Source organism: Isoptericola sp. AK164, from assembly GCF_029643425.1.
Lineage (GTDB): Bacteria > Actinomycetota > Actinomycetes > Actinomycetales > Cellulomonadaceae > Isoptericola > Isoptericola haloaureus.
Genome location: NZ_CP119106.1, coordinates 1,836,072 through 1,847,895, shown reverse-complemented (window position 1 = coordinate 1,847,895; position 11,824 = coordinate 1,836,072). Strand labels below are relative to the sequence as shown.

The 11,824-nt window shown below is 76.0% G+C and carries 12 protein-coding genes; 11 read left to right on the top strand and 1 reads right to left on the bottom strand.

Annotation, left to right across the window (positions count from 1 at the left end):
• Positions 1-74 precede the first annotated feature (74 nt).
• From mihF to PO879_RS08510, 7 genes are all read left to right on the top strand, one after another.
• A complete protein-coding gene (gene mihF, locus PO879_RS08540) occupies positions 75-386 on the top strand; it encodes an integration host factor, actinobacterial type (RefSeq protein ID WP_278234489.1) in 312 nt (103 codons plus the stop codon).
• 22 nt (positions 387-408) lie between these two features.
• Positions 409-1,065, top strand: a complete 657-nt coding sequence (gmk, locus tag PO879_RS08535; protein WP_278234488.1) for a guanylate kinase — start codon at positions 409-411, stop codon at positions 1,063-1,065.
• A gap of 75 nt (positions 1,066-1,140) precedes the next feature.
• On the top strand, positions 1,141-1,479 hold the full coding sequence (gene rpoZ, locus PO879_RS08530) for a DNA-directed RNA polymerase subunit omega (RefSeq protein ID WP_278234487.1): 339 nt from the start codon (positions 1,141-1,143) through the stop codon (positions 1,477-1,479).
• 22 nt (positions 1,480-1,501) lie between these two features.
• A complete protein-coding gene (gene coaBC / locus PO879_RS08525; RefSeq protein WP_278234486.1) occupies positions 1,502-2,737 on the top strand; it encodes a bifunctional phosphopantothenoylcysteine decarboxylase/phosphopantothenate--cysteine ligase CoaBC in 1,236 nt (411 codons plus the stop codon).
• 75 nt (positions 2,738-2,812) lie between these two features.
• The gene (metK, locus tag PO879_RS08520; protein WP_278234485.1) at positions 2,813-4,018 is read left to right on the top strand and encodes a methionine adenosyltransferase; all 1,206 of its coding nucleotides are present in this window, start codon (positions 2,813-2,815) and stop codon (positions 4,016-4,018) included.
• 39 nt (positions 4,019-4,057) lie between these two features.
• Entirely contained in the window at positions 4,058-6,286 is a 2,229-nt protein-coding gene (locus tag PO879_RS08515) for a primosomal protein N' (protein ID WP_278234484.1), read from the top strand.
• Positions 6,286-6,915: an HAD family phosphatase gene (locus PO879_RS08510; RefSeq protein WP_278234483.1), complete on the top strand. Its 630-nt coding sequence runs from the start codon at positions 6,286-6,288 to the stop codon at positions 6,913-6,915. Before PO879_RS08515 ends, PO879_RS08510 begins: the two co-directional genes overlap by 1 nt.
• A 15-nt stretch (positions 6,916-6,930) precedes the next feature.
• On the opposite strand, the gene PO879_RS08505 is transcribed toward PO879_RS08510, so the two are convergent.
• The gene (locus PO879_RS08505; protein ID WP_278234482.1) at positions 6,931-7,653 is read right to left on the bottom strand and encodes a hypothetical protein; all 723 of its coding nucleotides are present in this window, start codon (positions 7,651-7,653) and stop codon (positions 6,931-6,933) included.
• A gap of 37 nt (positions 7,654-7,690) precedes the next feature.
• Between PO879_RS08505 and fmt the strand changes: the two genes are divergently transcribed.
• The 4 genes from fmt (at position 7,691) to PO879_RS08485 (ending at position 11,807) form a co-directional block, all read left to right on the top strand.
• Positions 7,691-8,653, top strand: a complete 963-nt coding sequence (gene fmt, locus PO879_RS08500) for a methionyl-tRNA formyltransferase (RefSeq protein WP_278234481.1) — start codon at positions 7,691-7,693, stop codon at positions 8,651-8,653.
• Positions 8,650-10,197, top strand: coding sequence for a transcription antitermination factor NusB (locus tag PO879_RS08495; RefSeq protein WP_278234480.1), 1,548 nt, complete (start codon positions 8,650-8,652; stop codon positions 10,195-10,197). The genes fmt and PO879_RS08495 overlap by 4 nt, the downstream gene beginning before the upstream one ends.
• Before the next feature lie 94 nt (positions 10,198-10,291).
• Entirely contained in the window at positions 10,292-10,540 is a 249-nt protein-coding gene (locus PO879_RS08490) for a helix-turn-helix transcriptional regulator (RefSeq protein WP_278234479.1), read from the top strand.
• Positions 10,527-11,807 carry a HipA domain-containing protein gene (locus tag PO879_RS08485; protein WP_278234478.1) on the top strand — a complete coding sequence of 427 codons (1,281 nt, stop codon included), beginning with the start codon at positions 10,527-10,529 and terminating at the stop codon, positions 11,805-11,807. Before PO879_RS08490 ends, PO879_RS08485 begins: the two co-directional genes overlap by 14 nt.
• Positions 11,808-11,824 lie beyond the last annotated feature (17 nt).

The following is an 11,824-nucleotide window of genomic DNA, read 5'->3' as shown; positions in this document are numbered from 1 at the left end:
GCCGCTTCCGCAGGTCGTGGCTACTTTCGAGGGAGCAGTAACTCCCTGTCGGTCCGACTGAGTAGGTGACTTGCGTGGCCCTCCCTCCCCTCACCCCGGAACAGCGTGCGGCGGCTCTCGAGAAGGCGGCCGAGGCGCGTCGGGTGCGCGCCGAGATCAAGAACCGTCTGAAGTACTCCCAGGGGTCGCTCAAGGAGGTGATCGAGCAGGGTCAGACGGACGACGTCGTGGGCAAGCTCAAGGTCGTCTCCCTGCTCGAGTCCCTGCCCGGAGTCGGTAAGGTGAAGGCCCGGGCGATCATGGAAGAGATCGGGATCGCCGAGACCCGCCGGGTCCGTGGTCTCGGACCGCACCAGGCCCAGGCGCTGATCGAGAGGTTTGGCTGAGATTTCCGCACCATCCGCCGCCGTGCCGGCACCCCGCGACGCCGCCGAGACCGACGACCCGCGAGGCCCGGCACGGTTGACCGTGCTCGCCGGGCCCACGGCCGTGGGCAAGGGGACGGTCTCGGCCGACATCCGCGCCCGCTACCCCGAGGTCTGGCTGTCGGTGTCCGCGACCACCCGGCCCCCGCGCCCGGGCGAGGAGCACGGGGTGCACTACCTGTTCGTCTCGCCGGCGGAGTTCGACCGGATGGTCGCCGACGGCGAGATGCTCGAGTGGGCGGTCGTGCACGGCCGGCACCGGTACGGCACGCCGCGCGGGCCGGTGCAGGAGCACCTGGCCGCCGGGCGTCCGACGCTGCTCGAGATCGACCTGCAGGGGGCGCGACAGGTCCGTGAGGCGGTGCGCGACAGCGACCTGGACGCGCAGTTCGTGTTCCTGTCGCCCCCCAGCACCGAGGAGCTGGTGCGCCGCCTGGTGGGGCGTGGCACCGAGGACGCCGAGGAGCGCGCCCGCCGGCTGGCCACGGCCGAGGTCGAGATGGCCGCCGAGCCGGAGTTCGACGTGACCATCGTCAACGACGACGTCACGCGCGCCACCGACGAGCTGGCCGGGCTGCTCGGCGTGCCCGGGGCGCGGGGTGAGCGACGTCGCCCCGAGGCCTCGCACGGCGGGCGGTAGACTGACCTGCTGAACCCCAGACCTTTCCCCGGTGGCGCTCGCCACCGGCCCCGACCTCTGCTTGGAGTGAGACACATGGCAGGAACGACGCCGCAGCCGATCGGCATCACCGACCCGCCCATCGACGACCTGCTGCAGCACAGCGAGTCCAAGTACGGCCTCGTGCTGTACGCGGCCAAGCGTGCCCGCCAGATCAACGCCTACTACGCCCAGCTCAACGAGGGCCTGCTGGAGAACGTCGGCCCGCTGGTCGAGGCGCGTCACCAGGAGAAGCCGCTGTCGATCGCGATGCGCGAGATCAACGAGGGCCTGCTGACGGCCGAGCCGGCCCCGGAGCCGAGCGAACTCACCGCCGCCACGCCGGCCGACCCGACGGCGGAGTCCGAGCACGCCGCCGGCGACGAGATCGTCTGAGACACCCCTCGAGGCGTCGTCGATGAGGATTCTGCTCGGGGTCTCCGGCGGCATCGCCGCCTACAAGGCGGTGCTGCTGCTCCGCCTGCTGCGCGAGCAGGGCCACGCCGTGCGCGTGGTGCCGACGGCGGCCGCGCTGCGGTTCGTCGGCGCCCCGACCTTCGAGGCGCTCTCCGGGGAGCCGGTGAGCACCGAGGTGTTCGACGACGTCGAGAACGTCCAGCACGTGGCGCTCGGCCAGGGCGCCGACCTGGTGATCGTCGCCCCCGCGACGGCGGACCTGCTCGCCCGGGCCGCCGCCGGACGGGCGGACGACCTGCTCACCTCCAGCCTGCTCGTGGCGCGCTGCCCGGTGGTGATGGCCCCGGCGATGCACACCGAGATGTGGGAGCACCCGGCCACCCGCGCCAACGTCGCGACGCTGCGCGCCCGCGGGGTGCACGTGGTCGAGCCGGCCTCGGGCCGGCTGACCGGCACCGACACCGGCCCGGGCCGGCTGCCGGAGCCGGAGGAGATCGCCCGGGTCGCCCTGGCCGTGGCCGCCGACCCGGCCGAGCAGGTGCGGGTCCGGGACCTGGCGGGGCGTCGTGTGGTCGTCTCCGCGGGCGGCACCCGTGAGCCGATCGACCCCGTGCGGTTCATCGGCAACCGCTCCAGCGGCCGCCAGGGCGCGGCGCTGGCGGCCGCGGCCCGCGCGCGCGGCGCCGAGGTGACCCTGGTCGCGGCGCACGTGGACGCCCCGCTGACCGACCCGCTGGTGGCCGACGGCGTGGACGTGGTGGCCGTGTCCACCACGGCCGAGCTGCGCGACGCCGTGCGACGGGCGGCGGCCTCGGCCGACGCGGTCGTCATGGCGGCCGCGGTGGCGGACTTCCGGCCGCTGGCCGCACCGGAAGCGAAGATCAAGAAGGTCGCCGGGCAGTCGCCGCCGGCGATCGAGCTGGCCGAGAACCCGGACGTGCTGGCCGAGCTGGCCGCCGACCGGGTCCGTGCCGGGCAGGTCGTGGTCGGCTTCGCGGCCGAGACGGGCGACGAGACCGGCAGCGTGCTGGAGCACGGCCGGGCCAAGGCGCGCCGCAAGGGTGCCGACCTGCTGGCGGTCAACGCCGTCGGCCCGGACCGCGGGTTCGGCACGGAGGTCAACGAGGTCACGCTGCTGGACGAGCGCGGCGACACGGTGGCCAAGTCCGCCGGGTCCAAGCGGGAGGTCGCCGACGCCATCTGGGACGCCGTGGCGACCCGAATGACCGCATCGTGAGATAATCTCAGGATGTGAGCGACTTGACGGTGCTGATGACGTGCCCGACGCCGTGTGAACCGTAGGCTGGGCCCCATGACCGATGCGCTGCGCCTCTTCACGTCCGAGTCCGTGACCGAAGGCCACCCGGACAAGGTGTGCGACCAGATCTCGGACGCGATCCTGGACGCGCTGCTCGCCCAGGACCCGCGCTCGCGCGTCGCCGTGGAGACGATGGTCACCACCGGGCTGGTGCACGTGGCCGGGGAGGTCACCACCGAGGCCTACGTCGAGATCCCGCAGATCGTGCGCGAGGTGGTGCGCGGCATCGGCTACACCTCGTCCTCCATCGGGTTCGACGGCGACTCGTGTGGGGTGTCGGTCTCCATCGGTCAGCAGTCGCCCGACATCGCCCAGGGCGTGGACACGGCGCTGGAGCGGCGCACCAACGCCGCCGACGTCGACCCGTACGACGCCCAGGGCGCCGGCGACCAGGGCCTGATGTTCGGCTACGCCACCGACGAGACGCCGTCGCTGATGCCGCTGCCGATCTTCCTGGCCCACCGGCTCGCCGAGCGGCTGGCCGAGGTGCGCCGCACCGGCGAGGTCTCCGGCCTGCGCCCGGACGGCAAGACGCAGGTCACCGTCGGCTACGACGGCGACCGGCCGGTCAGCCTGGACACCGTGGTGCTGTCCACCCAGCACGACGCCGACCTGGAGCAGGACAAGCTCGCCCAGGAGATGCGCGCCCACGTCATCGACCCCGTGGTGGCCCAGGTCGCCTCGGCCTCCGGCATCACCACCGACGACGTGCGCGTCATCGTCAACCCCACCGGGCAGTTCGTCATCGGCGGCCCGCAGGGCGACGCCGGGCTGACCGGCCGCAAGATCATCGTGGACACCTACGGCGGCATGGCCCGTCACGGCGGCGGGGCGTTCTCCGGCAAGGACCCCTCGAAGGTGGACCGCTCGGCCGCGTACGCGATGCGGTGGGTCGCCAAGAACGTCGTCGCCGCGGGTCTGGCGCGCCGCTGCGAGGTGCAGGTCGCCTACGCGATCGGGAAGGCCCAGCCGGTGGGGCTCTACGTCGAGACGTTCGGCACCGAGACCGTCGACCCGGCACGGATCGAGGCCGCCATCCGCGAGGTCTTCGACCTGCGCCCGGCGGCGATCATCCACGACCTGGACCTGCTGCGCCCCGTCTACGCCGCCACGGCCGCCTACGGCCACTTCGGCCGCGAGCTGGAGGCGTTCACCTGGGAGCGCACCGACCGCGTCGAGGCGCTGCGCGCCGCGGTCTGAGGGCGGCGAGGTGTCGGTGTCGTGTGATGGCATAGCGCCGTGACCTCCCCCGACGAGCCCGAGCAGGGCGCCCTGCTCGGGCTCGACGACGTCCCGGCCGCCCCGCGCCGCGGCCGCGCACCCGGGCGCAAGCCGGGCCGAGAGCCCGCCGCCGTCGACCCGGTGGCCCGCGTGGTGCTCGACCTGGCCCCGGCCCACCTGGACCGCGAGTTCGACTACCTGGTGCCGGCGGCGCTGGCCGACGACGCGGTGCCCGGGGTGCGGGTGCGCACCCGGTTCGGCCCGCAGGACGTGGCCGGGTTCGTCGTCGCCCGGGCCGCGACCTCCGAGCACGAGGGCCGGCTGCAGCCGCTGCGCCGCGTCGTCTCGCCCGACCCGGTGCTGACCCCGGAGGTGCTCGACCTGGCCCGCCGGGTCGCCGCCCGCTACGCCGGCACCGTCGCCGACGTGCTGCGCCTGGCCGTGCCGCCGCGGCACGCCCGCGTCGAGGCCGAGGTGCTCGCCGACCTGGCCGAGCGGGCCGCGGCCCCCGACGAGGCGGCTGCCGTGGCGGACGAGACGGCCGACGCCGACGACGCCGACGACGCCGGGCAGGACGGGGCTGCCGCGTCGGCGACGGCCGGCGCACCCGTGGTGCCGCCGCCGTCGCCCCCCGGCGGCGAGGGCTGGCCGGACGTGTGGGCGCCCTACCGCACCGGGGAGGCCTTCTGCCGCCACCTGCTGGGCGGCCAGGCCCCCCGGGCGGTGTGGAGCCCGCTGCCGGGGCTGCAGGCGCCCGCCGGGCAGGAGGCCACGGCGCGCGTCCCGCACTGGGCCGCCGCGATCGCCGAGGCGGTGCGCGCCACCCTGGCCGGCGGACGGCGCGCCCTGGTCGTGGCGCCGGACGCCCGCGACGTCGAGCGCGTGTGCGCGGCGCTGGCGGCCGCCGGGGTCGACGCGGTGCGCCGGCTGCAGGCCGACGACGGTCCGGCACCGCGCTACCGCGCGTTCCTGCACGCCCGGCACGGCCTGGCGTCGGTGATCGTGGGTACCCGGGCGGCGATGTTCGCCCCCGTGCCGGACCTGGGGCTGGTCGTGCTGTGGGGCGACGGCGAGGAGACCCTCGACGAGCCGCACGCCCCCTACCCGGCGGCCCGCGAGGTCCTCGCGATGCGCTCCGAGGCCGAGGGTGCCGGGTTCCTGCTGGGTTCGCCCGGCCGGACCGTGCAGGCCCAGGCGATGCTGGCGCGCGGCTGGGCGGCCGAGATCGCCGCGACGCGCGACGTGGTGCGCTCGCGCGCCCCGCGCGGGCGGGCCCTGACGTCGGTCGAGCTCGCCGCCGAGGGGCCCGGCGCCGCCGCCCGGCTGCCCACGGCTGCCTGGCGCACCGCCCGGGCGGCCCTGGAGCGCGGTCCGGTGCTCGTCCAGGTGCCGCGTACCGGCTACCTGCCGGTGGTGGCGTGCGCCGCCTGCCGCACCGCCGCCCGCTGCACGCACTGCCACGGGCCGCTCGGCCTGCGCGGGGCGCGCGGCATCCCCCAGTGCACCTGGTGCGGACGCCTGGCGGGCGCCTGGCGCTGCGAGGAGTGCGGTCACGACCGGGTGCGCGCCGTGCGCGTGGGGTCCGAACGCACCGCCGAGGAGCTGGGCCGCGCATTCGCCGGTGTGCCCGTGCGGGTCTCGGCGTCCTCGGCCCCCGGAGGCATCCTGGCGAGCGTGGCCGCCGACCCCGCACTCGTGGTGGCCACCCCGGGCGCCGAACCCGTGGCCGAGGACGGGTACGCCGCCGCGCTGCTGCTCGACGCCGCGACCGCCACGGCCGGCACCGACCTGGCGATGGCCACCCGCGCCCTGCACCGCTGGATCGCCGCGGCCGCGCTCGTGCGCCCGGGACCGGACGGTCAGGTGCTGCTGGTCGGGGACGCCGCCCCCGCACCCACCGGCGCGCTGGTGCGGTTCGACCCGGCCGGCCTGGCCGAGCGCGAGCTCGACGAGCGCCGCGAGCTCGACCTGCCGCCCGCCGTGCGCATCGCCGCGGTGACCGGCGACGCCGACGCCGTGCGCGCCGTCGTCGACCGCGTCGAGCTCGCCACGCCCGAGACGGTGCTCGGACCCGTGGAGCTGCCCGTCGACGACCGTCTCGAGGCCCGCGTGCGCGTCGTGGTGCGCGTGCCCCCGGCCGCCGGTGCCGAGCTCGCCGCCCAGCTGCGCGCCTCGCTGGCCGTGCGCTCCGCCCGCCGCGAGGGCGGCACCGTCCGTGTCCAGGTCGACCCCCAGGAGATGCTCTGATGCCCGCTGCCGCCCGCCCCGCCGTGGACGCCGTGGTCTACGACCTCGGCAACGTGCTGGTCGGCTGGGACCCGTACGGTGCCTTCGCCGGTCTCGACCGGGTCGAGGTGGACCGGTGGATGGACGCCGTCGACTTCCCGGCCTTCAACCACGCCCAGGACGCCGGGCGCACCTGGGCCGAGGCCGTCGCCCACCTGGAGGCCACCCGGCCCGAGCTGGCCCCGATGGCGGCCCGGTACGCCCGCGACTACGCCGGCACCCTGGCGGCAGGGCCCGTGCCCGGGTCGGCCGAGCTCGTCGCCGAGCTGCACGCCACCGGGGTGCCGCTGTACGGGCTGACCAACTGGGCCGCCGACACCTTCGACGCCGCCGAGCCCGCCGCCCCCGCCATCGGGCTGCTGCGCGACGTGCTCGTCTCCGGACGCGTCGGACTGGCCAAACCCGACCCGGCGATCTTCCGCCTCGCCGCCGAGCGCTTCGACGTGGCCCCCGCCCGCACCGTCTTCGTCGACGACACGCTGCGCAACGTCCGTGCCGCCCGGGAGGTCGGCTTCCACGCCGTGCACTTCACCGGCACGCCCGCGCTGCGTCGGGCGCTCGCGGACCTCGGGCTGCCCGTGGCGGACTGAGAGCCGCCCGCCGGCTCAGGAGTCGCCGACGGCGATCGTCCGCGGGGCGGCCTCGGCGGCGCGACGCAACGCGTCCAGGTCGGCGACGTCGTCGCGCACATCGAGGTCCCCACCGGCGGCCTCGAGCACGGGCCAGGTGAGGTCGCCGTCGTCCAGGTCGCCGAGCAGGATCCCGCCCAGGCCGACCCACCACTCGTCCCGGTGCTCCCCGGGACCGTGGGCGACCAGGACGACGACGTCGCCGAGCCCGGCCAGCGCGTCGCCCGCGGCGTCGGCGTCCCCGCCCAGCGTGGCCACCACCTCGATCGTGTCCCCGGGCGCGACGTCGACGCCGTCCAGGTCGTCGTCCCCTGCCGCCACGACCTCGTCGACCTCCAGTGCCACGACGACCTCGCGGCTGTCGGCGTCGCCGGACCAGGCGACCTCGCGCCCGCCGTCCGTGGACCAGTCGGTGGCCCGCCCGCGCTGCCAACCGGTGATCTCGCCGGCCACGACGAGGTCCGAGAACGTCGTGGCGGACGAGCCGTCGCGGTAGGTCACCTGGGGGAGCGTGGCGGTGAGGGACGTCGGCGAGAACGCGACGTCGTCGAACAGGGCGTGCTCCGCCATCGGCTCGGCGAACGCCTCCTCGGGTCCGGAGCACGCACCCGCCACGAGCACGACGCCCACGAGCCCGACCGCCGCCGGCGTGATCCTCGTCCCGCTCGCCGCGCCCTCGCGGCGGTGCTCACGCGCCATGCCCTCTCCCTGTGCCGCCCCGCCCTAGACTTGCACGGTGCGTCTGCTGTTTGCCGGAACCCCCGAACCCGCCGTGCCCGCCCTGAAGGCACTGATCGACTCCGACCACGAGGTCGTCGCCGTGCTGACCCGCGCCGACGCCCGCGCCGGTCGCGGGCGCCGGCTCGTGCCGAGCCCGGTGCGCGTCGCCGCCGAGGAGGCCGGCATCGAGGTGATCACCGACGTCCCGCGCGGCGAGGACTTCGTGGCCCGGCTGCGCGACCTCGAGGTGGACGCCGCCCCCGTGGTCGCCTACGGCCACCTGCTGCGCCCCGACGTGCTCGCCGTGCCGCGCCTGGGCTGGGTCAACCTGCACTTCTCGGTGCTGCCCGCCTGGCGCGGCGCCGCCCCCGTCCAGCACGCGGTCCTCGCCGGCGACGAGGTCACCGGCGCCACCACGTTCCTGCTCGACGACGGCATGGACACCGGCCCGGTGCTGGGCACCTCCACCGAGACGATCCGGCCCCGCGACACCTCCGGCGACCTGCTCGACCGTCTCGCCACCTCCGGTGCCGGGCTGCTCGTGGCCACGCTGGACGCCCTGGAGGCCGGCACCCTGTCCCCGCAGCCCCAGAGCCCGGACGGCGCCTCCTACGCCCCGAAGATCACCGCTGAGGACGCCCTGGTGCGCTGGGACGCCCCGGCGCTCGCGGTCGACCGGCGCATCCGGGCGGTCACCCCGGCCCCGGGGGCGTGGACGACCCTGCCCGACGCCGACGACGGCACGCCGGGTGCGCGGCTCGGCCTCGGCCCGGTGCGCCCGCGCCCCGACGTGGCCGACCTGTCCCCGGGACAGGTCCGGGCCTCCAAGTCCGAGGTGCTGGTGGGCACCGCCACGCACGCCGTCGAGCTGGGTGAGGTACGCCCCGTGGGCAAGAAGCCCATGGCGGCGGCCGACTGGGCGCGCGGCGCCGGACGCGTCGTCGTCGAGGCCGACGCCCCGCTGGGAGGGGCCCGATGAGCGCCGACCGCCCGGGACGCGACCAGCCCCGGGACGACCGCCGCAACGACCGCGGCCGCCAGCGCGGCGCCGCTCGCAGCCGCGGGCAGGGCCACCGCAGCGGCCAGGCGCCCTCGCAGCGCCGCCGGTCCACCGACCCGGCCCGCACCGCCGCCTACGACGTGCTGCGCGAGGTGGACGGCTCGGACGCCTACGCCAACCTCGTGCTGCCCCCGCTGCTGCGCGAACGCGGTCTGAGCGGCCGCGACGCCGGGTTCGCCACCGAGCTCGCCTACGGCACCCTGCGACTGCGCGGCCGCTACGACGCGATCCTGGCGCGCTGCGTCAGCCGCGCCCTGGACCAGCTCGACCCCGAGGTGCTTGACGTGCTGCGCCTGGGCGCCCACCAGCTGCTCGGCATGCGGGTGCCCGCCCACGCGGCGGTGTCCGAGACCGTGGGGCTGTGCCGCGACCGCGTCGGGGCCGGACCGGCCCAGATGGTCAACGCCGTGCTGCGCGCCGTCGGACGCCGCCCGCTGGAGGAGTGGCTCGACGACCTGCGGGCCGACGCCCCCGACGCCGTGACCGGGCTCGCCCGGACCGGCTCGCACCCGGTGTGGATCACCCGCGCCCTGCGCGAGGCCCTGCACGGGCACGGCCGCGACGCGGGCGAGATCGCCGACCTGCTCGAGGCGGACAACACGCCCCCGCGGGTCACCCTCGTCGCCCGGCCCGGCCTCGTCGCAGCGGACGCGCTCGACGACGGCGCACCGGACGCGGTGCGCCTGGAGCCCGGTGCCTGGGCGCCCACCGCGCGCGTGCTCGCCGCCGGCACCGACCCCGCCGACCTGCCCGCCGTCGCCGACGGCCGCGCCGGTGTCCAGGACGAGGGCTCGCAGCTGGTCACCCTCGCCCTGGCCGCCGTGGCCCTGGACGGACCCGACGCGCGCTGGCTGGACCTGTGCGCCGGCCCCGGGGGCAAGGCCGCCCTCCTCGCGGCGCTCGCGGGCGAGCGGGACGCCCGGCTGGTGGCCAACGAGCTGCAGCCGCACCGCGCCCGCCTCGTGCGCCGCGGGTTGCGTGCCGCCCTCGAGGGGGTCGTGGAGCAGGTGCGCACCTCCGACGGGCGCGAGCTCGGCACGGAGGAGCCCGGCGGCTACGACCGGGTCCTGGTCGACGCCCCCTGCACGGGGCTGGGCGCGCTGCGGCGGCGACCCGAGTCCCGCTGGCGACGTACGCCCGCCGACCTCGGGGTGCTCACGCGCCTGCAGGGCGAGCTGCTCGGCTCCGCCCTGGACGCCGTCCGGCCCGGGGGAGTGGTCGCCTACGTCACCTGCTCGCCCCACCTGGCCGAGACCCGGCTCGTCGTCGACGACGTGCTGCGCCGCCGCGACGACGTCGAGCGGATCGACGCCCGGGCGGCCGTGCGCGACGTGCTCGTGCCCGGGGCGCAGATCGACCTCGGGGCCGACGACGGCGGCGCGGACGGCCTGGACGTCCAGCTCTGGCCGCACGTGCACGGCACGGACGCCATGCACCTGACGCTGCTGCGGCGAGCGGCCTGAGGATCGACGGGTGCCAGGAATTCCTTGCGCATGATGCGGTGTCGGGATAATCTGACAGCAACACCGGTCAGCAAAACCTGACAACGGAGGCGGTATGGACACCACCGACCGCTGGACCCACGCCCGCGGCCCCCGCGACCTCGGCCGCTTCGTCCAGCAAGCCCGCAAGCAGCACGGACTCAGCCAGGCGGCGCTCGCGGACGAGCTCGGCCTGACGCGCCAGTACGTCTCCGAGGTCGAGTCCGGCGTCGGAAACCTCTACATCACGCGGCTCTTCGAGATGTTCGACGAGCTGGGGATCGAGGTCCGTCTCGAGCAGCGGGGCAGCGATGACCGCGCCTGAGCTGGACGCGTGGCTCTACGGCACACGCATCGCCCGGTTCTCCGCGCGGGACACCGGTCGCGGCGCCCCGCGCGTGGAGCTGACGTGGGACCCGGGCGCCGTCGACCGCTGGGGGTACGGCTCGCGGGTCCTGTCCCACCTGCTGCCGATGGATCCCGACGGTGCGCCCGCGCCGGCGCGGGTGACCGCCTGGCTCGACGGGCTGATGCCCGAGGGGCGCGTCCGTGACCACATGGCCATGGACGCCGGCGTCGACCCGGACGACCCGGTGGGCTTCTTCGGCGCCTACGGCGGGGACACCGTCGGAGCACTCCGGTTCGTCGCCGTGGGGGTCGAACCGCGAGAACACGACCGTGAAGCGGTGCGCCTCGACGACGCCGGTGTCGCGGACCTGCTGCGCGCGAGCATCGCCCGCGCCGGGGGACAGGCGCGCAGCCAGCGCCTCACGAGCTCGTTGCCCGGGATGGAGCCGAAGATCGGGCTCGTGCGCGACGAGGGCGCCTGGTGGCGCGCCGCGCCCGACGAGGCGACCACGCACATCCTCAAGGTGGCCCGCGACGCCGACTCGCCGACGGCCGACCTCGTGGACACCGAGGCGGCCGCCCTCGACCTCGCACGACGCCTCGGGCTCACCACGATCCAGGCGCACGTCGAGACGTTCGAGGACGTGCGCTGCCTCGTGGTGTCCCGCTACGACCGCGTGCCCGACGACGACGCCCCCGGCGGGCTGCGCCGCATCCACCAGGAGGACGCCGCCCAGGCGCTCGGGATCAACACCCGTGACCCCGAGCGCAAGTTCCAGCACGGCCGGTCGATCCCCTCGTTGCAGGCGATCGCCCAGGTGCTGCGCGACGACGGCACCCGCCCGGACCGCCTGCTCGCCCTGACCACGCTGAACCTGGCCCTCGGCAACACCGACGCCCACGCCAAGAACGTCTCCATGCTGCGCCGGGCCGACGGCACGGTCTCGCTGGCGCCGGCGTACGACATCTCCATGCACCTGCACCACGACCACGCCTCGCGGATCTTCGCGATGGACATCGTCGGACGCCGGGACATGGACGCGATCACCGGCACCGACCTCGTGGACGAGGGCGTCTCGTGGGGCCTGCCGCGCCGCCGGGCGACGCGCGTCGTCACCACCACGCTCGACGACCTGCGCACGGCGCTGGCCGAGATCGACCGGGACGTGCACCCGGGTGTGGGAGCGGCGGCGTGGCGCACCGTGCAGGCGCGCACCGACGCGCTGCGCGGCGATCTGTCCTGACCCGGTCGGCCCTCGGC